This is a genomic window from Halovivax cerinus (assembly GCF_024498195.1).
Classification (GTDB): domain Archaea; phylum Halobacteriota; class Halobacteria; order Halobacteriales; family Natrialbaceae; genus Halovivax; species Halovivax cerinus.
The window spans coordinates 3,302,567-3,324,733 of sequence record NZ_CP101824.1 but is presented as its reverse complement, the minus strand read 5'-3'; the positions used below and the strand labels follow the sequence as shown (position 1 = coordinate 3,324,733).

Annotated in this window: 21 protein-coding genes; 14 read left to right on the top strand and 7 right to left on the bottom strand. The window is 66.0% G+C overall.

Annotation, left to right across the window (positions count from 1 at the left end; genetic code table 11):
- Window positions 1-195: 195 nt before the first annotated feature.
- Window positions 196-2,076, bottom strand: coding sequence for a glycoside hydrolase family 2 protein (locus tag NO366_RS15765; RefSeq protein WP_256531741.1), 1,881 nt, complete (start codon window positions 2,074-2,076; stop codon window positions 196-198).
- 260 nt (window positions 2,077-2,336) lie between these two features.
- Here NO366_RS15765 and NO366_RS15760 point away from each other — a divergent pair, with 260 nt between their 5' ends.
- The 4 genes from NO366_RS15760 (at window position 2,337) to NO366_RS15745 (ending at window position 8,358) form a co-directional block, all read left to right on the top strand.
- A complete protein-coding gene (locus tag NO366_RS15760; RefSeq protein WP_256531740.1) occupies window positions 2,337-2,762 on the top strand; it encodes a DUF5791 family protein in 426 nt (141 codons plus the stop codon).
- A 359-nt stretch (window positions 2,763-3,121) separates the two neighbouring features.
- On the top strand, window positions 3,122-5,860 hold the full coding sequence (gene acnA / locus NO366_RS15755; RefSeq protein ID WP_256531739.1) for an aconitate hydratase AcnA: 2,739 nt from the start codon (window positions 3,122-3,124) through the stop codon (window positions 5,858-5,860).
- Window positions 5,861-6,115: 255 nt separating this feature from the next.
- Entirely contained in the window at window positions 6,116-7,003 is an 888-nt protein-coding gene (locus NO366_RS15750; protein WP_256531738.1) for an SDR family oxidoreductase, read from the top strand.
- Window positions 7,004-7,155: 152 nt separating this feature from the next.
- A complete protein-coding gene (locus NO366_RS15745; protein WP_256531737.1) occupies window positions 7,156-8,358 on the top strand; it encodes a DHH family phosphoesterase in 1,203 nt (400 codons plus the stop codon).
- Window positions 8,359-8,576: 218 nt separating this feature from the next.
- Here the strand turns inward: NO366_RS15745 and NO366_RS15740 are convergent, their stop codons facing one another.
- Complete coding sequence (locus NO366_RS15740; protein WP_256531736.1) at window positions 8,577-8,747, bottom strand: HVO_0758 family zinc finger protein; 171 nt, start codon at window positions 8,745-8,747, stop codon at window positions 8,577-8,579.
- A gap of 107 nt (window positions 8,748-8,854) precedes the next feature.
- Here NO366_RS15740 and NO366_RS15735 point away from each other — a divergent pair, with 107 nt between their 5' ends.
- The 7 genes from NO366_RS15735 to NO366_RS15705 all read left to right on the top strand — a co-directional run bounded on the left by NO366_RS15735 (window position 8,855) and on the right by NO366_RS15705 (window position 15,678).
- On the top strand, window positions 8,855-10,063 hold the full coding sequence (locus tag NO366_RS15735) for an MFS transporter (RefSeq protein WP_382273885.1): 1,209 nt from the start codon (window positions 8,855-8,857) through the stop codon (window positions 10,061-10,063).
- Window positions 10,064-10,198: 135 nt separating this feature from the next.
- Complete coding sequence (locus NO366_RS15730) at window positions 10,199-11,290, top strand: glycosyltransferase family protein (RefSeq protein ID WP_256531734.1); 1,092 nt, start codon at window positions 10,199-10,201, stop codon at window positions 11,288-11,290.
- A gap of 73 nt (window positions 11,291-11,363) precedes the next feature.
- Window positions 11,364-11,822 (top strand): DUF7109 family protein, encoded by a 459-nt coding sequence (locus tag NO366_RS15725; protein WP_256531733.1) that lies wholly within the window; start codon window positions 11,364-11,366, stop codon window positions 11,820-11,822.
- Window positions 11,823-11,825: 3 nt separating this feature from the next.
- On the top strand, window positions 11,826-12,413 hold the full coding sequence (locus NO366_RS15720; RefSeq protein WP_256531732.1) for an NUDIX hydrolase: 588 nt from the start codon (window positions 11,826-11,828) through the stop codon (window positions 12,411-12,413).
- 396 nt (window positions 12,414-12,809) lie between these two features.
- The gene (locus NO366_RS15715; protein WP_256531731.1) at window positions 12,810-13,613 is read left to right on the top strand and encodes a DUF7388 family protein; all 804 of its coding nucleotides are present in this window, start codon (window positions 12,810-12,812) and stop codon (window positions 13,611-13,613) included.
- An 89-nt stretch (window positions 13,614-13,702) separates the two neighbouring features.
- On the top strand, window positions 13,703-14,467 hold the full coding sequence (locus NO366_RS15710; RefSeq protein WP_256531730.1) for a creatininase family protein: 765 nt from the start codon (window positions 13,703-13,705) through the stop codon (window positions 14,465-14,467).
- The gene (locus NO366_RS15705) at window positions 14,464-15,678 is read left to right on the top strand and encodes an NAD(P)/FAD-dependent oxidoreductase (protein WP_256531729.1); all 1,215 of its coding nucleotides are present in this window, start codon (window positions 14,464-14,466) and stop codon (window positions 15,676-15,678) included. The genes NO366_RS15710 and NO366_RS15705 overlap by 4 nt, the downstream gene beginning before the upstream one ends.
- Before the next feature lie 134 nt (window positions 15,679-15,812).
- Here NO366_RS15705 and NO366_RS15700 read toward each other — a convergent pair whose 3' ends face one another.
- Window positions 15,813-16,238: an Hsp20/alpha crystallin family protein gene (locus NO366_RS15700; protein ID WP_256531728.1), complete on the bottom strand. Its 426-nt coding sequence runs from the start codon at window positions 16,236-16,238 to the stop codon at window positions 15,813-15,815.
- Window positions 16,239-16,437: 199 nt separating this feature from the next.
- On the bottom strand, window positions 16,438-16,596 hold the full coding sequence (locus NO366_RS15695; RefSeq protein ID WP_256531727.1) for a DUF7559 family protein: 159 nt from the start codon (window positions 16,594-16,596) through the stop codon (window positions 16,438-16,440).
- A 288-nt stretch (window positions 16,597-16,884) separates the two neighbouring features.
- On the opposite strand from NO366_RS15695, the gene NO366_RS15690 reads away from it, so the two are divergent.
- Entirely contained in the window at window positions 16,885-18,597 is a 1,713-nt protein-coding gene (locus NO366_RS15690; protein WP_256531726.1) for a radical SAM protein, read from the top strand.
- A 120-nt stretch (window positions 18,598-18,717) separates the two neighbouring features.
- Window positions 18,718-19,122, top strand: coding sequence for a TRAM domain-containing protein (locus NO366_RS15685; RefSeq protein WP_256531725.1), 405 nt, complete (start codon window positions 18,718-18,720; stop codon window positions 19,120-19,122).
- A 67-nt stretch (window positions 19,123-19,189) separates the two neighbouring features.
- Here the strand turns inward: NO366_RS15685 and NO366_RS15680 are convergent, their stop codons facing one another.
- From NO366_RS15680 to NO366_RS15670, 3 genes are all read right to left on the bottom strand, one after another.
- Window positions 19,190-19,906, bottom strand: a complete 717-nt coding sequence (locus tag NO366_RS15680; RefSeq protein WP_256534037.1) for a YkgJ family cysteine cluster protein — start codon at window positions 19,904-19,906, stop codon at window positions 19,190-19,192.
- Between the two features lie 148 nt (window positions 19,907-20,054).
- Window positions 20,055-20,843, bottom strand: coding sequence for an MBL fold metallo-hydrolase (locus tag NO366_RS15675; RefSeq protein ID WP_256531724.1), 789 nt, complete (start codon window positions 20,841-20,843; stop codon window positions 20,055-20,057).
- 30 nt (window positions 20,844-20,873) lie between these two features.
- A complete protein-coding gene (locus NO366_RS15670) occupies window positions 20,874-21,164 on the bottom strand; it encodes an ArsR family transcriptional regulator (RefSeq protein ID WP_256531723.1) in 291 nt (96 codons plus the stop codon).
- Between the two features lie 263 nt (window positions 21,165-21,427).
- Here NO366_RS15670 and NO366_RS15665 point away from each other — a divergent pair, with 263 nt between their 5' ends.
- A complete protein-coding gene (locus tag NO366_RS15665) occupies window positions 21,428-22,138 on the top strand; it encodes a class I SAM-dependent methyltransferase (RefSeq protein WP_256531722.1) in 711 nt (236 codons plus the stop codon).
- Window positions 22,139-22,167: the final 29 nt, after the last annotated feature.

Genomic DNA, 22,167 nt, shown 5'->3' with positions numbered 1-22,167 from the left:
GTCATCGGTCGTCGAGCGATACGCGTCACACCGGTGACGCTCTGGTACCAGCAACTACTGCCGCCCACTAGTTAAAGGTACCGGAAAATCGCCCTGTGAAAATCGTTACCACGGTTCGCTGGGCCGTCTACGGGCCGATCGCGGTCTCCCCGCCTCGCACAATAGCAGGTACTCGGTGTCCCGTAGCCGCTCTGGTTACAGCGTGTACTCGTTTCTCACGGACCGGTCGTCGGTATCGACTCGCAACTCGAGGTGAGACGCGTCCGCGGGTATCTCGACGGTCCCTGCGACCGTGCTATCGAAGCCAGCTACGGACGCGGTCAGGGGATCGTCGGTCGTCACCGGCCGTGCGGTGACGGTCGCCTCTTTCACCGCCGGCGTTTCGTTCAGGAGCCAGACCGTCACCGTGTCGCCGGCGGTCGGTGTCCCTTCGACGACGGCCTGGAGCGGTTCGAATGCGGGTGCGCTCTTCCGAGCGACCGCATCGGTCGCGGAGTTGCTGTCGCCGCTCGCGACGGTGCCCGAATCGAAGAGCGGTTCGACGAGGACGAATCCGGTACGCCTGCGGCGGAGGCTCTCGACACTGGCCTGCAGTGCTGTGTCACCGGCGGCTTCGTCACCAGGGCTCGCTCCGCCATCAGTCGACACGGGGTCCTCGGTGGCTCCGTCCGACGGTTCTCCGGCCGCCGCGTTCGCCACACTGTGGTCACTCCGTCTCCCCTTACGCGCCGTGATGGGCGAACTCACGACGGCGCCCGCCGTCCTGTCGTCGAGGTAGCGATCGAACAGCCAGTCGACCGATTCGGCGTCTCCGTAGCGGGCGCCGGGGGCGAACCGGACGACGTCTGCGCCGGTGCCTGGGGCGCCGACCAGCGGGACTGACGCGAGTCCGCCCTCCAGCGCGCTCGCGATCTCGTCGGCGGCGGTTCGATCCGCGCTCGCTCTCCAGGCGCGCCACCGCATCCGGAGTCTGGCCAGCGCGCCGGTCCCGACGGGGTCGTCGAACGGGGCGTGTCCGGTGTCTCGCACGCCGAGTACCGCGAGACTTGGGTTGCTGTCGCGGTGGCGAACGAGGCGCTCACCCACGTCGATAGCAGTCTCCACGTCAGTCTCGGCGGTGATCGGAAGGTCCTGCCAGACGAGGAGTCCCGCCTCGTCGCAGCGTTCGTACACCGAACGGGGTGGAACGTGCCCGACGAATCGGACGAGGGTCGCGTTCGCGTCGACGGCGGTGTCGACGGCGTTCGTGGGGGAGGCCCCTGGTGGAATCGAGAGTCCTCGAACGGGCGTCTGCCTCCCGTTGACCCGGAGCCCATCTTCGTCCTGCTCGATCGTTCTGAGTCCGATGGTCCGTTCGATCGACCGATCTCCGAGCTTGGCCCGGAGGGTGTACCGGTGCTGTGGCCCCGCTTCTCGCGGCCACCACAACGACGGGTCGCGGACGTCGATGCACGTCCGGACGTCGACGCGTTCGTCGCCGTCGGCTTCGATCGGCGTCCGTTCCATCGAGCCACCGCCTCGAAACCCGTTGGGCCGGAGTGAGAACGTCACGACGTCGTCGATCGGCTCGATCGTGTCGACCGAAACCGTCACCGAGAGTGAAGCCTTGTCGCCATCGACCTCGGGGACCACCTGCATGGCCCGAAGTCGTGATTCGGGGATCCGATGGACAGTGACTCCGTGGCGAATTCCGGGGACGGCCACCGCTCCCGCCGTGGCGCCCCGATCCCGGAGCGCCGCTGTACTCGGCGACGGCTCACAGGCGACCACGAGCTCGTTCGTCTCCCGCGGTTCGAACCGAAACCGGGCAGGGTCGATCGGGCCCTCGTGGGTGCCGAGGTACGTCTCGTTGATCCAGACGTGCGCGCGCCCGTAGACGCCTCTCAGTTCGAGCTCCGCGCGCTCCGCGTCGTCGGCTCGCGGGTCGGGAAACGTTCGTCTGTAGGCGATCGGTCCCTCCTCACCGTCGAATGCACTCGGGACGCCGGGGACCGAGACCGTCTCCCACGTCGGCACCGTCGGCGGCGACTCGCCGTTCATCGACGCGACCACGCCACCGCTCCACGTATCGGCCATCATCACAGCAACCGAACGCCGGCGCCAAAGCTGTTGCGACAGTTGTGATTCGCGCGTGGGGTGTCCCTGTCAGGCCAGTCGATAGTGGTTCGTCGGGTGAACCGTTGGGGTCGGCCGATTGCTGCGCTGGCGGGATCGATGGTGTCCGCTCGCGACACGGGTTTGGCCCCGATTCGCCGACCACCACAGGTGGCGACAGGCGTTCGCGCCGACCTTCGCGGATAACAACGGCTTTCCGGACCGACGCCCTCGCGTCGGGTATGTTCTACGAACAGAGACTGGACGCGCCGTCGTCGCCGGAGGCGCTCCGTGAGGAGTACGACGAGGAGCTCGCTTCCATCGTCTCCTCGGTCGGACTGGAACCCTCGAGCGCGGAGACGGGCATCGACCAGGACGTCCTCGCTGCCCTCCTCGACGGTGAGTCGCCCTCGATATCCCTCGAATCGGCGTCCGCGATCGCCGCTCTCGCTTCCGACCAGCCGGACGCGGAGACCATCGAAACGGAAGCGTGTGAACACCTGCTCCTCGGTATGACGACGGCCGTCCTCGACGTCGAGGCGCTCGCAGTCGAACTGCAAATCGACCTCGACCCGACCGAGATTCAACAGAAGATCGAGCGACGAGCACCGATGACGTTCGACGAGTTCGTCCACATCCAGTACGCGATCGCGGCGCAGTCGCCGTAGTCTCCGGGTACACCCGTTCGCCGAGACGTGGTTGCAGTCCGAATCGGCTCGCGGCCGTTCGAGCCTGACGTCGCGACAGCCGAATGATACCATCCCGTCGCTGCGGACGAACGTTATCGCCACGTCGCTGCGGACGAACGTTATCGCCACGCCGCTGTGGACGAACGTTATCGCCACGCCGCTGCGGACCGACTCTATTGCCATACCTCGCGGACGCAGTGTTCCCGGGCCGAGGCTGACGGACTGTGTCCGACGCGTCTGGACGACACGTTGGCGTAGATCCCGCAATATTTGGGCCGTAGATTGGTGATACGCCGGATCTCGGAGGATTGAAATGTGTCCGGTGGCTAGGGTAATCAATGGCATTAGACGACGTTTCGGACGCCATTCGGACGTTCGAACACGACGGTACTTCGTACAAGATGGCCGACCTCACGGTCCTAGAGGAGGAAGGCCTCTGCGACCTGGAGTCGCTTCCAGTGAGCATTCGCGTCATGCTCGAATCGGTGCTGCGCAACGCCGACGGCGACACGATCGACGTCGACGACGTGAAAAACGCCGCGAGCTGGCGCCCCGACGTCCCGAACGTCGAGGTGCCGTTCACGGTGTCGCGCGTCGTCCTGCAGGACCTGACCGGCGTCCCGGCGGTCGTCGACCTCGCGGCACTCCGATCGGCGGCCGACCGGAAGGGCGTCGATCCCGCGGCCGTCGAACCCGAGGTTCCCTGCGATCTCGTCATCGACCACAGCGTGCAGGTCGACTACTTCGGGAGCGACGAGGCCTACGAGAAGAACGTCGAACTCGAGTACGAACGAAACGAAGAGCGCTACCGCGCGATCAAGTGGGCCGAACAGGCCTTCGAAGACTTCAACGTCGTCCCGCCGGGGACGGGCATCGTCCATCAGGTCAACTTAGAGCACCTTGGTCGCGTCGTCCACGAACGCGAACAGGACGGGGAGCAGTGGCTCTACCCCGACACGCTCGTCGGTACTGACAGCCACACGCCGATGATCGGCGGCATCGGCGTCGTCGGCTGGGGCGTCGGGGGCATCGAGGCCGAGGCCGCACTACTCGGCCAGCCCATCACGATGCAACTTCCAGAGGTCGTCGGCGTTCGCCTCTCGGGCGAACTCCCCGAAGGCGCGACCGCGACGGACCTCGTGCTCCACATCACGGAGAAGCTCCGACAGGTCGGCGTCGTCGACCGCTTCGTCGAGTTCTACGGTCCCGGCGTCTCCCAGCTGTCGGTCGCCGACCGCGCGACCATCTCGAACATGGCACCCGAGCAGGGTTCGACCATCAGCATGTTCCCGGTCGACGAGAAGACCCTGGAGTACCTCGAACTCACCGGCCGCGATTCCGAACACATCGACCTCGTCGAATCCTACCTCGAAGAGCAGGGCCTCTTCGGCGAGCAGAACCCCGAGTACACCGAGACCGTCGAGTTCGATCTCGGCGACGTGGAACCGAGCCTCGCCGGCCACAAGAAGCCCCACGCTCGGATCCCGATGGGCGATCTGGACGAGCACTTCCCGACGCTGCTCGAGGAGGAGGGTGTAATCGACGCGGGGACGGCCGAGAGCGACGGCGGTCTCGTCTCGAAGAACCCGCCCGAACTCGACGAGACGGTCCCCGTCACGCTGGACGACGGCACCGAGATCGAGATCGGTCACGGCGACGTCCTCGTCAGCGCGATCACGAGCTGTACGAACACCTCGAACCCGTCGGTGATGGTCGCCGCCGGCCTTCTCGCGCGAAACGCGGCCGAGGCTGGACTCGAGGTCCCCGACTACGTCAAGACGAGCCTCGCACCCGGCAGCCGCGTCGTCACGGAGTACTTAGAACAGGCCGACCTGCTCGACGATCTCGAGGAGCTGGGTTACCACGTCGTCGGCTACGGCTGTACGACCTGCATCGGCAACGCGGGTCCCCTCGCGGAGCCGATCGAGGCCGCGATCGACGAGCACGACCTCTGGACGACGAGCGTCCTCTCGGGTAACCGCAACTTCGAGGCGCGCATCCACCCGAAGATCCGCGCGAACTACCTGGCCAGCCCGCCGCTGGTCGTCGCCTACGGCCTCGCCGGGAAGATGGACATCGACCTGGAAGAGGAGCCGATCGGCACGAACGACGCGGGCGAGGAGATCTACCTCGAGGACGTCTGGCCGGATCCGGAAGAAGTTCGCCAGACCATCCACGAGAGCGTCTCGCCGGAACTCTTCGAGGAGAAGTACGCGAGCGTGTTCGAGGGCGACGACCGCTGGGAGTCGCTCGACGCGCCGACCGGCGACGTCTACGACTGGGATCCGGAGTCGACGTACATCCGGGAGCCGCCGTTCTTCAAGGACTTCCCGCTCGAGAAGCCCGGCGTCTCGAACGTCGAGGACGCCCGCACGCTGCTCACGCTCGGTGACACCGTCACCACCGATCACATCAGCCCCGCCGGACCCTTCGGCGAGGACCTGCCCGCCGGCCAGTGGCTAAAAGAGCGCGGCGTCGAACCGTACGAATTCAACACCTACGGCTCCCGCCGCGGGAACCACGAGGTCATGATGCGCGGGACGTTCGCCAACGTCCGCATCGAGAACGAACTGCTCGACGGGAAAGAGGGCGGCTACACGATCCATCACCCGACCGGCGATGAGACCACGGTCTTCGAGGCCTCGGAGCGTTACCGCGAGGACGAGACGCCGCTCGTCGTTACCGCCGGCATCGAGTTCGGAACTGGCTCCAGCCGCGACTGGGCGGCGAAAGGCACCGACCTGCTCGGCGTTCGCGCCACCATCGCGAAGAGCTACGAGCGCATCTACCGCGACAACCTCATCGGCATGGGCGTCCTCCCGCTGCAGTTCGACGACGGCGAGGGCTGGGAGGAACTCGGGCTCGACGGCACGGAGTACTTCACGATCGAAGGACTCGAAGACGGCCTCGAACCGAGCGAGCGTCTCACCGTCACCGCCGAAACCGAAGCCGGCGACACCACGACGTTCGACGTCACGGCGCAGGTCGCGACGCCCTCTGCCGTGGACTACGTCGAACACGGCGGCGTCCTCCACATGGTCCTCCGTCAGCTCCTGACCGAGGAACTCGACGCCTGATAGGCCGTTCTGCAGGCTGAAGACCGTCTCTTCGCTCGTTTTCTTCGCCCGGGTTACGTGACGGGGCGGTCGGCCCGTCACACCCGTGAGTGTAGTGAGGAGTCTTCGGGTTCCTCGACCGCGTACGTCGATTCGGTGGAGTTCCTCGACCGCGTACGTCGAACCACTGGAGTTCCTCGATTATTTTCGTCGAACCGGCGAGCCACCGTCCGACGGGACGCCGGCGTTTTATCCGTTCGGTTCCGACGTACTGGTATGCGCGTGGCCATCCTCGGCTGTGGATACGTCGGCCTCGAACTCGGGCGCCAGTTGACCCAAGCGGGCCACGAGGTCGTCGGTGTTCGTCGGAGTGACGAGGGGCTCGCAACGATCGAAGAGGCGGGTTTCGACGCCGTTCGGGCGGACGTCACCGATGCAGCGTCGCTGTCGGCGGTCCCCGACGCCGACGCGGTCGTCTTCACCGCGAGCAGCGGCGGCGGGGACGCAGATGCGGCCCGTACCGTCTACGTCGACGGCCTCCGGACGGCGATCGAGCACTTCGGCGGTCGATCCCGGTCGCCGGACCGGCTCGTCTACACCTCGTCGACGGGCGTTCACGGCGACCACGACGGCGACTGGGTCGACTCGACGACACCGATCGAACCGGCCACGGAGAAGGCGGCAGTCCTGGCCGAGGCTGAACGCATCGCGCTCGAGCGTCCACCGGAGTACGCCATCGACGGAACGGTCGCCAGGCTGGCCGGCATTTACGGCCCCGGTCGGTATCGCGTGGATCGATACCTCGAGGGACCGGTCACCGAGGGCATCCTGAATCTGGTTCACCGCGACGACGCGGCGGGGGCCGTTCGACACCTCCTCACCACCGATGCGGGCCGCGGTGTCGTCGTCCAGGTCGTCGACGAAGAGCCGGTGGCCAGGTGGGAGCTTGCCGACTGGCTCGCGACGCGTTGCGGACGTGATCCGCCCCCGAAGCGAACGAAACGCGAGCGACTCGCGGCGGACGATCTGACGGATCGGGCCGAACGCCGCCTCCTGACCAGTAAGCGGTGTGCCAACGATAGACTCGTCTCGACGGGGTACGAATATACGTACCCCACGTTCCGCGATGGGTACCGCGACGTGGTCGACGACCGCGATTCGTGATTGGCTTCGATCACTGACCGGCCGTGGACGGCGATGTCCACGGTCGTGTACGAATTCGGGAGGTATCGTACACGTACCGGCCGCGTATCGACGTATTTCGCGTTCCGAACCGTGAGGGGAACTTTCATGGTTACCGACTTGGAGGGTTGGGTATGGTCGATCGGTTCACCGCGGTGATATCCGGTGATCCGTCCGGTGGGGTGGTCACGGTGGGTGGCCTCGAGGTGGACGCGATCACAGCCACGGATCCGCTGGTACTCTCCGCAGCCGTACTCGTGGTCGTCCTGGTCGGTGCCGGCTCTCTGGTCCTCTATCGGTGGCTCAACAGACCACCCGGCGACCGACTTCGTCGCCTGCTCGCGAAGCGAGACGAGGTCGCGATCCTCATGCACCCGAACCCGGATCCCGACGCGATGGCGTGTGCCATGGGCGTGGCCAGACTCGCCGAGACGGTCGGTACCGACGTGACGCTTCAGTATCCGGGACAGATCCGTCATCAGGAGAACCGCGCGTTTCGGACGCTCCTCGAACTCGATCTCGAGCAGATCGAGGCGGCCTCCGAACTTGCCGCGGACGACGTGGTGCTGGTCGATCACAACACCGCGCGCGGATTCACGGGATCGCAACAGATCGAACCGATCGCCGTCGTCGACCACCACCCGGGTAACGGTTCGGGGACGCAGTTCACCGACGTCCGCCCGGACTACGGGGCGGCGTCTACGATCGTCGTCGAGTACCTGACCGATATCGGGGCGAAACTGGCGGCCGAAGTCGACGACGGCGAGGCGTCGGCGCCCCTCGTCTCCGAGTCGCTCGCGACCGGATTATTGTACGGGATCCAGTCCGACACGAACCAGCTGACGAAAGGATGTTCACCGGCGGAGTTCGACGCCAGCGCGACGCTCTTTCCCGGGATCGACGAAGATCTGCTCGATCGGATCGCCAATCCACAGGTCGCAGACGAGGTCCTCGAGATCAAGGCGGACGCGATCAGGAATCGCCGCGTCGAGGGATCGTTCGCGATCTGTGACGTCGGTTCGATCGGTAACGTCGACGCGATCCCGCAGGCGGCGGACGAGTTGATGCACCTAGAGGGTGTGACTGCGGTCGTCGTGTACGGTGAAAACGACGGGACGCTTCACCTCTCCGGTCGATCTCGTGACGACCGCGTGCACATGGGCGAGACGTTGCGACACGTCGTCAGCGACATTCCGATGGCGTCCGCCGGCGGTCACGCGCGTATGGGCGGCGGTGAGATATCCATCGAGCACATGGCCGGCCTCGGTCCGTCGGACGGAGTCAGCAGGGAAGAGTTCGAACAGCGTCTGTTCGCGGGTCTGTCGGGTGAACGGTAGTCGAGCTCTCCGTCGATACCCACCTCGGCGTCGGTCACTCGCGTGTATCCAGCGCGTACGGTACGCGACGGAACACGCGAACGAGGCCGGCATTCGACAGCGTCGCGGCGGTCGACCGTCAGCCACCGTGGCGATCTCGGCGGTCGGCCGCCGCTCAGTTTGGTACCGGTCGGGACGCCCGGATCGCCGGCGCGACCGACCGTGATCGGGGCCTCGTGCTATCGGATCGCTTTCCACTCGGTGCCGCAGTCCGGACACCGGCGAATGGTGGTGATGGAGTCGGGATCGTTCTCCGTCTTGAGCGACTTGCCGCAGGTCGCGCAGGTGACGCGATCGTAGGTGTCCTTCTCGAGTTCACCCTCCCGGAGCGCCTTTCTGATGGATTTCATGTCTCGATCATACGAACGTGGGGGAGAAAAAGACCTGGGTCGGTGGGGAGACATTTCGTGTCGAAATCTTTGAATCGGGGACGCCCCTCGATACGGTCGTGTACGGTATCACTCGGCGGACTGTCTCGCCCCGGGCGGGCGTGTTCGGCTCGCTCTGTGTCCTGGTGTTCCTGGTCAACTTTGCCAGGGTGATTTACGCGCCACTACTCGAACCCTTCCGGACCGCGTTCGGGGTGAGCGAGGCGGCCGTCGGCCTGCTGGCCACCCTCGTCTGGATCGGGAGTGCGGCGCCGCGGTTTCCGACCGGCTACCTGCTGACGCGCTATCCGCGTCACCGGGTCGTGCTCGGCTCGGGCCTGGTCCTCGCCGCATCGTCGGCGGTGGCCGCAGCGGCGCCGTCGTTCGTGACGCTCTCTGTCGCGACGGTGCTCGTTGGGATCGCCAGCGGTGTCTACTACGTGGCGGCAAGCCCGCTCATCGGTCAGCTGTATCCCGGCCGGGTGGGCCGAGCGATCGGTATACACGGTACGGCGAGCCAGATAGCCGCCGTTGTCGCCCCCGGCACCGTCGGGGTCGCACTCGCCGCTCGTTTCTGGCCGTTCGCAGCCTGGCGCGGTCTGTTCGTCTCGCTCTCGGTCGCAGCGCTCGGATCGGCGATCCTGTTCTGGGCCGCCGCCAGACGATCGACCATCTCCGACCCGCAGACACTCGACCTGCGGTTACGCGTCGCGCTCGCCGCTCACTGGCGGCTCATCCTCGCCGGGATCGCCGTGATCGGCCTCGCCGGCTTGCTGTGGAACGGCGTCTTCAACTTCTACGTGACCTACCTCGTCACTGAGAAGGGGCTCACGAGCGCCGACGCCCGGCTCGCGCTCACGGTGGTATTCGCGGCCGGCGTCCCCGCGTTCTGGGTTGCGGGCCTCCTCGCTGATCGTCTCCAGTTCGTCCCACTCATGCTCGGCATCCTCGTCGCGTTCGTCGGCTCGATGCTCTCGCTCGTAGCGGTGCAGTCGGTCGTCCCCGTGCTGGTCGTCTCCGCCGTTCTCGGCTTCGTCATGCACTCGCTGTTTCCAGTCACCGACACGTACGTTCTCACGTCACTCCCGGAGGCCCACAGCGGGAGCGGCTACGCGGTCTTCAGCGGCGCGATGATGCCGATCCAGGCGATCGGCAGCGTCGTCGTCGGTGTCCTCGTGGACGTCGGGTTCTCCTTCGATGCCGTCTTCACCGCACTCTCGATCGGTGTGGCCGCCCTGACGGCCGTCCTGGTCGTGTTGACCGTCGCTGGCTGGATACCCACCGGCGCGAACGGGTGACCCTCGACCCGGTCGGCGGACGGGTCCGTTCGGTGCTCTCCCCATTAGGGGTCGCTCGATCCGTCGCGTATGGGGTCGCGGTTCACGGTGACCGGAGTCGGACCTGTTTTCCCCGTCGAGTCCAAGGACAGAGCGATGGAGTTCGTCCAGGAGCGGATCACGACGCTACACGACTTCGGTCGGGGGAGCCCGCCCGCCGTCGACCCGGCCCTGGCCGAGACGGCGGTCGTCGTACCGATGACCGATCGGGACCACGCGAGCCTCGCGGCCGAGCGGGTGTTCTCCCAACTCGAGCGCGTCGACCCCGCGGTCGTGTTCGTCCCCGTGCGGGCGCCGGCGCAGCGGATCGACGACTTCGAAACCTGGCTCTCGTCGTTCGACCTCTCGCTCCAGGTCCTGTGGTGTAACGCGCCGGCCGTCGAACGGACTCTCGAATCGGTCGGCCTGGACGACGGGTTCGGCAAGGGCCACGACGTCTGGCTGGCGCTCGGCCCGGCCACCGAGCGGGCGTCGTACGTCGTCGTCCACGACGCCGACGCCAGCAGCTTCGAGTCCGACCACGTGCGCCGGCTGCTCGCACCCCTGACGATGGAGTACTCGTTCGCCAAGGGGTACTACGCCCGTGTCGAGAACGACCGCCTGTACGGTCGCCTCGTTCGCCTCTTCTACGAACCGCTGGTTCGCGCTCTCGAGGCACACCACGACGCCGCGATCGTCTCGTACCTGTGTGCGATTCGCTACGCGCTCGCCGGCGAGTTCGCGATGACCGCCGATCTGGCCCGAACCGTCCGCGCACCGCGTTCGTGGGGGCTGGAGCTGGGCGTCCTCGGCGACGCGTTCGCGGCTGCCGGATTCGACGGCTCCGCCCAGGTCGATCTCGGCCACCACGAACACGATCACCGCGCTGTCGCCGGCGAGACCGGGCTCGAGGGAATGAGCCGCCGCGTCGGCGAGACGCTGTTTCACGTCCTCGCCGACCACGGTGTACGACCGACCTACGACGAGTTGAGTCAGGCGTACCTCGCGGCGGGTCGACGCCTCGTCTCGCAGTATCGGACCGACGCCCAGTTCAACGGGCTCTCGTACGACGCGTCGGCAGAGTACGCCCAGCTCGAACGATACGTGACGGCCATCGAGGCACCCGGCCCGGACCGGCGCCTCCCCACCTGGGAGACGGTCGACCTCTCTCCGGACGACGTGCTGACCGTGGCGACGGACTGGACCTGATCGGTCGCCCGAGACGGCCGGATCGGGCGACGGAGTCAGAAAACGCTAACTGTCCGCCGCCTCTGTCTCGGGTATGGAGCCGACCGTGGACGAGCTGGCGGGAATCGTCGACCTCTTCGGGGCACTCACCCGGTCGGAACTGGAGCGAGCGCTGACGGAACTCGCCGCGCGAACGGGCCGATCCGAACCGGCGGCAGCCGACGCCATCGATGCGGCGCTCGAGTCGTTCGCCCTGCTCGCCTGCGATGTCGATGGCTCGGACGGATTTGTGGCCGGACCGGCTGCCTTTCCGACACTGCCCCCGCACGCGGAGGACCTGCCGCACATCCTCGAGGTCCCCCCTCGATCGCCGTCGGCCGACGAACTGGCCCGTCTGGCAGGAGAGCGCTTCGCCGCCGAGGTCGACCAGGCGGTCGACGCGAACGACGAGGCGCACGCTCGCGACCTCCTCGACCTGAGTTACGAGGTCGAGGCCTGGGCGCCGGTCGACCTCGACGACGAACGCGACCGCCTCGACGCACTGTGTGATTGACCAATGGATTCTCTCGATATCGAACCGATCACGCGCCACACGCCGACGCCGATCGACGATCAGCCGTCCGACGCGGCTGTCCTCGTTCCGATCGTGGATCGGGCCGACGACTACGGCCTGCTGTTCACCAAACGCGCAGACCACCTCGGCGAACACCCCGGACAGATGAGCTTTCCCGGCGGTGGCGTCGAACCCGAAGACGCCTCGATCCGCGAGACGGCGATACGGGAGGCCAACGAGGAGATCGGCCTCGACCCCGACGAACCGACCGTCGTCGGGCAGCTGGACGACATCAGCACGATAACCGGGTACGCGGTGACGCCGTTCGTCGCCTGGGTTCCCGACCGGACGTACGTCCCCGACGACCACGAAGTGGCCGAGATCGCCGTTCTCTCGCTCTCGGCGTTGCTCGACCCCGATGTGTACGAATACGAACACCACGAGCGGCCGGATGGTGGGACGTCGATTATTCACTACTTTCACGTTGACGGCTACACCGTCTGGGGGGCGACCGCGCGCATCCTCGTGCAATTTCTCGATCTCGCGACGGACTTTCACGCGGCGGCGCGGATCGACCGGACCGTCGACTGAACTCGTCGCACTCGGTCCCGTGCGAGGATCGGGTCACCGACGGTTGTAGAAGCGACTGGCGTGACAGAATTTCCCGACGCGGACGTAGCTCACCCGAAGTACGCCTCACTCGACGACGCGGACCCTACTCGTCCGACGACGGCTACTCACCCGACTCACCTGACGACGGCTACTCACCCGACTCACCTGACGAACGCGAATCGCCCGACGAACCCGAATCGATCACCGAACGCGAATCATCCGACGAATGCACGTTCGAATCGATGGACGCTGCGATGTACCAAACGTCACCCTTTTGTACGCCGGCTTACTTCTCTCGTCTACATGGTCTCACAGACGATGGATCGAGTTCCGAGCCGATTCTAGCACAGCCGTCGTCTCGACCGGTGATCGACGATGTTGACCGAACACACGAAAGCGCGTACCGACGGGTCCGTCTCGCGAATCGGACTGGATGGGCTCGCCCTCAAGCCGACAGAGACAGCGATCGAGGACCTCGCGTCTGTCCCGGCCGCGACGGTGACGATCGATTACGAGGGCCGGGAGTCGCTCCCTGCCGCCGACGCCCTGGCTCGCCTCGCTGAATCGACCGACGTCCGCGTGACGACGCCGGTCAGAGCCGACGGATTCGACCCACTGGGTGACGACTCGCTGGCCGCAGCACTACCGGCTACCGTCGGGCGGGTTCTCGTTGCCGGCCACCCCGCGTACCTTTCCGAAGCGGAACGGACGCGCGCCGTCGCCCCGCGCCTGGGCGCCGCGCTCGAGGGCGAGGACGACGCCTGGGTGGGGACAGAGAGCATCGAGCGTATCGCGATGGCGACCGGTGCCGGGCAGTTCGACCTGCTCTCCCCGAACACGAAACGAGGGGTCAGAGCCGTCCGGGCGGCCGGCTTCGCGGGCGACGTCGCCGTCTACGCGCCGGTCGTGGCGACCGACGACGAGGACGCGCTCCTCGACGCAGTCGGAGCGTACGTCGCCCGCCGGTCGTCGGTCGCGAGGGCGCTACCGGACGATGCACAGACGGACGCCGGAGCGACCGGCGACGCCCGGGAGACGCTCCTGGCTGCCGTCGACGACTACGCCCTCGTGGGCGACGCCTCGTCGATACGCGATCGGATCGAGCGACTGCGATCCGTCGGGGTCACCGCCATCGTGGGCTATCCCGCTCGCGGTCTCGAGACGCTCCTCGGGCGGTAGGCGGCGAAGCGTATTCGAATCTCCGCGGACGCCGGCCGACGACCGCCGGCGACCACACACGTAAGTAGTTGCCGGTCAGACAGACACGCATGCCAACGCTTGCGACGTGTTCGACGCGCGAGGCGGCCGACGCGATCGAACGAGCCGACGTGGCGGTGGTGCCGACAGGCAGTACCGAACAGCACGGCCCGGCGCTCCCGCTGGGGATGGATCACTACGCGGCGCGGGCGTTCGCAGGCGCCGTCGCCGAACGAGACGACGTCGTTTCCCTGCCAACGATTCCGGTCGGCGTCAGTCCACACCACATGCAGTTCGACGGCTCGCTCACCGTCTCCGCGGAGACGTTCGCCGCGTACGTTCGTGAGACCGTCGAGAGTCTGAGCGAGCACGGTCTGCGGAAAGTCGTCTTTGTCAACGGTCACGGCGGTAACGTCGACGCACTCTCGAGGGTCGCTCGAGACCTGCGGGCGACCGAGACGGCGTTCGCCCCGACGTGGAACTGGTGGGACGCGGTCGACGATCTCGCCGACGACCGCTTCGACGAGGGTGGCGGGCACGCGGACGCCGCCGAATCGAGTCTCGTCTGGCACCTCCACGAAGAACACGTCGATCCGGACGCCCTTACGGACGCCGAAGCCGGGGGTGCCGATTCCTGGGGGTCGTCGGTCCACGGCGCGACCGTCGGGTTCGACACCATCGATTTCACCGAGAGCGGGGCCGTCGGAAAGCCGACGCAGGCCTCTCCCGAGGCGGGAGCGGACCTGTTCGACGCGGCGGCGTCGGAACTCGCCGCGCTCGTCGACTGGCTGGCCGCTCGTCCGATCGCCGACTGCTGGCAGCGTGACCACCGATGACGCCCGAAATGCCGCCGGACGTCACCGGAGATGCGCCAGGAAACGCCCCACTCGCCGTCGGTCCGGATGCGTTCGAACTCGACGGCGAGGGGAGGGAGATCGCCGTCGTCGGTGCGGGTGCGATCGGGGCGACGTGTGCGTACGACCTCGCTCGTCGCGGTGCCGACGTCACGCTGTACGATCGCGGCTCGGTCGCGAGCGGATCGAGCGGTCGGGCCGCTGGCGTCTGCTACGCCGCGTTCGCCGACGAACTCGACGCGGAGATCGGTCGCGAGTCGATCGAACGGTTTCGGCAACTCTCGGGCGACGAGACGTTCCCGTTCGTCGAGTGCCCGTACGTGTTTCTCGCACGTGAAGGCGACGACGAGCGGGCCGAGGCGATCAGGCGAGACGTCGTCCGTATGCAGGAGAACGGGCTCGTCGCGGTCGAAATGGACGGTGACGCCCTCGGCGAACGGTTCGACTCACTCCGGACGGACGACGTCGCCGTCGCCGGCGTCGCCGGGGCGGCCGGCTACACCGATCCGGCCCAGTACACGGCGTGTCTGGCCGCTGCGGCGGACGGTGCCGGTGCGTCGCTACGCCCCGACACGCCGGTGTCGATCTCGATCGACCCGACGGCCATCACGGAGTCGGACGGGTCGTCGACGACGTACGACGCCATCGTCGTGACCGCCGGTGCACACACGAAAGCACTACTCGCGGCGGCGGGCGTCGACATCGCGATGAAACCGTACCGTGTCAAAGCGCTCACGGCCACGGCCACGTACGACGAGCCCGTGTGTTTCGACGCGACCGAAGACTTCTACGTGCGGCCCCACCCGGACGGGCTTCTGGCGGGCAACGGCACCGAATTCGTCGAAGCCGACCCCGACGACTGGGACCGATCAGCACCGGACGAGTTCGCGACGTCCCTCCTTGATCGGGTGGAACATCGCTATCCGTCACTGGACCCATCGCTCCGCCGGGCATGGTCGGGGCTCTGTACGGCCACGCCTGACGGCGATCCGCTCGTCGGCGAGGTTGCAGACGACGTCTTCGTTGCGACCGGGTTCCAGGGACACGGGTTCATGCGCGCTCCGGCGATCGGCGAGCGCCTGGCCGAGCGGGTTCTCGGGGGTGACGCCATCGGTGCGTTCGACCCCTCCAGGGTCGACGCTGACGTCTCGTTCGAGATCCACGCAGGAATGAGCATCGAAACCGGCGAGTGACGGTCGGGAGCGATCTGTGACGGGAACGCGGGCACCGTCGCGACCGGCTCTTCGAGGCGTACGGGTACGTGGTGGGCGTGTCATCGTCGACCGGTCTCAACCGGGTGATGGTCTGGGTTTCGGGGGTTTGAGCGCTAGTCGTCGATGGGAATCTCTTCGCCCTGCGGGCGGTCCTCGTCGGCGGCCGTCTCCTTGGGGAGTTCTATCTTCACCGTCCCCAGCGAATCGAGTCTCGCCGTCGCCGTTTCCGGGTCGACGACCGCGTCGTCGGGGAGAGCTATGTCGGCGGCCAACGTCGTCGATCGACCCAGAAACCGGGTTCGGTACGTGGTGTCGGTCGTTCTCGGCCGGTCGACTACGACCTGTATCTGGCCTTCCAGATACCGTATGTCGAGTGCGGCCGTGTCGGCGCCCGGCGTGTCGACGACCAGCAGGTACGAGCCGTCGGTTTCGAGCAGGTCCGAATCGAGGGTGCGGACTCGCTGTATCGTCCGGGTTACCTGTCCGACACCTCGATACACCAGGTCGACGATGCTGCGAGGGACTGTCCGGTCCCTCACGGACGGACACCTCTACCGCGTCGGGCCGACGCATCACGGAATGGGGGGAGGGAGGACTGTAACATCACTGTCAGAAGTTGATACGACGTCCTCGATTATATCTCTTGTGTATAGTCAAAATAATCGTCAGACGCTGTGGTCGTTGGTAGCACTGGAGTCGGCCACTATCGGCGACCGTCGCGGATCGGTGGCGAGTTGCCTACAGTTCGATCTCGCGGACGCTATCGGTCTCGCCGCAGACGGGACAGGAGAGGTCGGAGCCGTCGTGGTCGTCGGGCACGTCGTAGGTGTAGTGGACTTCGAACATGTCGAGGAAGCACTCGTCCGCGTCACAGCGATACTCGGCGGTGGCTGGCATACGTGGTCATCGGGTGTCCGAACCCTTGTACGCTGTGATGGCGCTACGAGGTAACCATTCCCTCGGAGGTCGTGGGATGATGGAGGTGATATCGGGGTCGTGGGATGGTAGACGTGAACGTGGGTAGTTGGTATTCTCGGCGCGTGGGGTGCTGGTATTCGCCTCGTGTGAGTGGTGGTGGGTTTCGTCGTGTCACGGTCGGCGTCTCGGCGCGGGGCGAACGTTGATCCTCGATTCCACCGAAGCGGAGTCAGACAGCGTTTTCCCGTTCGGATCAGTACGTCCCGTATGACCGACCCCGAGTCGCTCACGGTGACGATCGTCGACGGGTACGTCGACGAGCCGGCTCACTTCGGGGTGCCGCCGTACGTTTCGACGTACCCTCGGTACACCGCCGGAGCGCTCGTCGATGCAGGGGTCCCGACCGACCGGATCACCTACCACACGATCGACGGGCTCCGCGAACACCCATCGCGCTGGCGCGACGTCGACGAAGCGGATCTCTTCGTCTACCTGGGCGGGATCACCGTTCCCGGAAAGTACGTCGGTGGGACGCCCGCGGAACCCGACGAGGTGAAAGAACTCGCCTGGACGGCGAACGGGACGACGCTGCTTGGCGGGCCGGTCAGGTTCGGCGTGGGCGAGGCGAACGAGGGCGCAACGGAGACGCAGCGCCAGGATCTGGACTTCGACTTCGTCGCGAAGGGCGACGTCGAGGCCGCCGCACACGATCTCGTCCGAAACGGGCTGGAAGGCTTCGGCGACCGGATGCGCGACGTCGAGGAGGCGACGCGCTGGGCGAAAACCGGCGCGTTCGTCGTCGAACAGCACCCCAACCACCCCGACTACCTCATCTGCGAACTCGAGACGTCGCGGGGGTGTGCGTATCGATGTTCGTTCTGCACGGAACCGCTGTACGGTGATCCGACGTTCCGACCGCCCGAGAGCGTTATCGACGAGGTCGACGCGCTCTCCGAATACGGCGTTCGCCACTTCCGACTCGGCCGGCAGGCCGACATGCTCGCCTACGGCGGCGACGGGGAGGCGCCGAACCCGGACGCTCTGGAGACGCTGTACGCCGGTATCCGGGCGGTCGCGCCCGAGCTGGAGACGCTCCACCTCGACAACATCAATCCGGTAACGATCGCGCGCTGGCCGTCGTCCGCCCGTCGCGGTCTCGAGATCATCGCCGAGTACAACACGCCCGGTGACACGGCGGCGTTCGGACTCGAATCGGCCGATCCGGTCGTCCAGGACGAGAACAACCTGGCCGTCTCGACCGACGAGTGCCTGGAGGCCGTACGCATCGTCAACGAAGCCGGTGGATGGCGACCGGGCGACGACCCCGACGACGCCCCCACCTTCGGCTCCGACGCCGCGATGCGATTGCCGAAGCTACTTCCGGGGATCAATCTGGTTCACGGCCTCGCTGGCGAGCGCGAGCAGACGTACGAACACAACCTCGACTTCCTCCACCGGGTCTACGACGAGGGGTTGCTTCTTCGACGGGTGAACATCAGACAGGTGATGGCCTTTGCCGGGACGGAGATGTCGGAGACCGGTGCGGACATCGCCATCGCACACAAAAACCAGTTCAAACCCTACAAACGTCGGGTCAGAGAGGAGATCGACAATCCGATGCTCCGACGGCTGGTACCGTCCGGGACGATCCTCCCGGACGTCCACCTCGAATACCACCAGGACGGTACGACCTTCGGTCGACAACTCGGGACGTACCCGCTCCTCGTCGGGATTCCGGGGGAACGACCGCTCGAGACCACGATGGACGTCGCGATCGTCGACCACGGCTACCGGTCGGTCACCGGGGTTCCGTATCCGCTCGATCTGAACGACGCGTCGCTCGACGAACTCACCGTCATTCCCGGTGTCGGCCGTTCGCGCGCCGGTGACATCGTCGTCAACCGGCCGTACGCGTCCGTGGACGACGTGGACGTCGATGCGGACGTCGACCTCTCGCCGTTCGCCGTGACATCGCGGTGACGGGACGGTAGCTACCCGCGTGACCGGGACGGCGGCTACCAGTCGTTCGATGCCGTGACCCCTTCGAACGCCGGTAATATTATTAGGATCGATCTGTTCTGGCCACGTGAGGGTGTACTTGTGGAAATATCTGAAAAACTCCTGTGTCTGTTCAGTACCGACGTCTCCGAAGTGGACGGTCGCTACGTCGTCGAGGTGCCAAAGCACGAGGTCGAAACGGGTGACATCGACACCGATTCTGTCTATCGCGTCGCGTTGATCGCGAGGGACGAGACGGAATCGGGGACTGCGCCGGAGGCAGAACCCGAGTCGCGACCCGGGGAGCCCCGACCGCCAGTCGATATCGGCGAGACGCGCTACGTCGAGATCGAGGACATCGGCAAGCAGGGTGACGGGATCGCGCGCGTCGAGCGTGGCTACGTCATCATCGTTCCCGGCGCCGAGGTCGGCGAACGCGTCAAAGTAGAGGTCAGCGAGGTCAAGTCGAACTTCGCCGTCGGCGAGATCATCGAAGAGACGTTCTGATCGCCTACCGATGGGCGCTCGATTCGGGCCGTGCGACTCGGGTCGTTGCGACCGTTCAGATCTTCGATCAGCGTTCTAACGGGCGTCCATCAGAATGCTTCGGGCCGTCTGAATCGTGAACGATCGGTCCGTCGACGTCTCGATCGATGGGTTCGTAGCTGTCGATCACGGCGATTGCCTCCTCGAGTTCTCGGATTGCCCGCCGCTTGAGCGTCGCGGCCATGGATTCGGCGTCCGAACGGGCTATCGGTCGCCCGAGCCCCTCACACTCGTGCGCCCGGACGATGCCCTCATCGTCGACCGGGTCGCCGAGTGGCTGGCTCGTCCCGTCGAGCGCGACGCTGAACGGGTAGGTGCGACAGATGAGCGGTCGGTCCTCGTGGACGGTGCACCCGCCGGATTCGCCGTCGGGGTCGTAGAACGTGCAGTCTCCGCAGGCGTCGGTCTGGAGCGCCCACTCGAACGTCTCTCCCGTCTGTGACCCGTCAGAGTCACTCTCGAGGCCGAACGGGGTCGGGCGCGCGACGTCTCGCCACGCCACGTCGTCGTCGGATCGCTCGAGCCGATCTCGAAGCGTACGAATTTCGTCCGGAAAGACGGTGGCCGTGTGCGGCTCGATGGTTTCGTCGTTCGTAGTGCGGTCGTCTCCAGCGTCCACCGACTCGTCGGCGACCCCTGACTCGCCGTCCGTCGAAACACCCGGTTCGGCACGACAGCAGGCACCACAGTGCGTACAGTCGAATCCGATGGACTGGATCGCGTCGGCGAGGTCGTCGACGGCCAGCGACCGCGCTCGTTCGAGCGCGGCTTCGAGCGACGTCGGCGGTTCGTCGGCCGTTCTCGTGGTCTGGGCCTCGCCGTCCGAACGTGACCTCGATTCGTCGATCGGTGGACTCACGGGTGGCGTTATGCGCGCCAGGGGAAAAGGACTGCTACGTTGGGGTCGCCCGCGCCCCATCCCAGGAGAGTTCGCCGTCCGCGTCGAGTTTTTCGAGGTGTGCGATCACTGTGTCACGGGCGAGCGCCCTGACATCCGCCAGGTCCTTCTCGTAGGCCACTGCGAGTATCTCGTCGGGCGTCTCGGCACCGCGGTCGACGGCGTCTTTGACCCGTCGTTCGCGTCGTTCACGGTGACTCCGCAGTCGATCGACGGCGGCGAGGGGATCTTCGATCGGCGGCCCGTGTCCCGGGAGCATCGTCGGCGGGTCCAGCGCTGCGAGCCGGTCGAGCGAGTGCAAGTAGTCGCGCATGTTCGCGCCGTCGCCGCCGACGACGACGCTCCCGTCGCGAACGACGCAGTCTCCGCAGAAAGCGGGTCCGTCGTCGGTGACGGCGAACCCGACGTGGTCCGGCGCGTGACCGGGTAGTGCCACGATGCGGACGGTCCCACCGCCGAGTGACAGTCTGTCGCCGTCGGTGAACGTCGCGTCGGGTGCGACGCCCGTCGCGTCTTCGAACCGGTCTTCGTGTCCGGTTGCAGCCCAGCAGGTGACCGGTCGATCGATGTGCGCTGCGTACCGGGCGACTGCGCCGACGTGATCTGGATGCGCGTGCGTCACGGCGATGTGTTCGACGCCGTGTCGCTCGACCAGTTCGTCCAGGTCTTCGGGGCACCCGGCAGGGTCGATCAGGAGGGCGGGATCGCGACCGAGAACGTACGCGTTAGTCGTTCCGTCCGGAGCACTCGTTTCCGTGGGGATCGCTCTCCGGACGACGTCCATAGGCGGGGTAATCTCGGCGGGAGGAAGTGCTTATCGGCCCGTCGAATCGGTGCGGAAGTACACCTGCTTTCTCGCGTCCTCGAACGAGTACCGCGAGTCGACGAGGTCTACGTCGTCCAGCCGATTCAGTGCGTACCGGACCGTTCGATCGGGTAACAGCGAGCGTTCGACGAGTTGTCCCTGTGCCAGCGGCTGGTCCGTTTCGAGGACTTTCGCGACGAGCTTCGCACTCGGGGGCAGGTCGCGCAGTCGGTCTCGATACTCGGTCCGCGTCAGTGCGTCGGTTGACTGCGAGCGGTCGGTCGTTGGGCGCGTGCTCATATCGATCCGGCGTCGGTCGAGGGTGGTAAAGGTTCTCTCTATGGAGGTCCATATTCTCTATTCTATATTAGGTATATTATCACCCTGATATCCGACTGCCGGCTGGCGATTCCCCTCGAATTGGGCGTGACCACGGGGAAACGGACGTCGATACGCTCGGGGTTGATCGAGGTATCGGCGGTCGCGTCTCCACGCCAGACTGGTCCGTTCCCGGGCCGAGTCCAGTATTGTTTTATCCCCCCGGCAAGCTAACGGACACTAACGTGAAGGGACAGGAGTGGTACCAGGCCGACGATGTCGCCGCCGAGTACGACGACAAGCGGTTTTCGCGGGGCGGCCAGTTGATCGATTTCAGGGAAAAGGCGGCCGTACTGGAAGCGCTTTCACCGCTCGCAGACAAGCGAGTCCTCGAGATCGCTTGTGGAACCGGTCGATTCACGGTGATGCTGGCCGATCGCGGTGCGGACGTCGTCGGCCTCGATATCTCGGCCGCGATGCTCAAGCAGGGGCGGAAGAAAGCCCGAGATGCTGGCGTCTCGGACAACCTCGAATTTCTTCGCGGTGACGCGGCCCGGTTACCGTTTCCGGACGATCACTTCGACACCGTCGTCGCGATGCGGTTTTTTCACCTGGCTGACGACCCCCACGGGTTCTTACGGGAGATGCGCCGCGTGAGTCGCGAACAGATCGTCTTCGATACGTTCAACCGGTACTCGACGCGGAGCATCTACAACTGGGCGCTCCCGATGGGATCGCGGCTGTACTCGTCGCGGGAGGTCGAAGCCCTCCTCGAGGCCAACGAGCTCTCCTTGCATCGGACGACGAACGATTTCCTCCTCCCGTACGGTCTCTATCGAATCACACCGAACGTCCTCGCCTCACCGCTTCGCTCGCTCGATCGATTCGTCGGCGGCGTCCCCTACGCCGACCGACTCGCATCAGTGTCGTTCTGGGATACCAGACTCGACGGGTGAGTTGTATCGTCCGGTGTGACTCGCCCGCC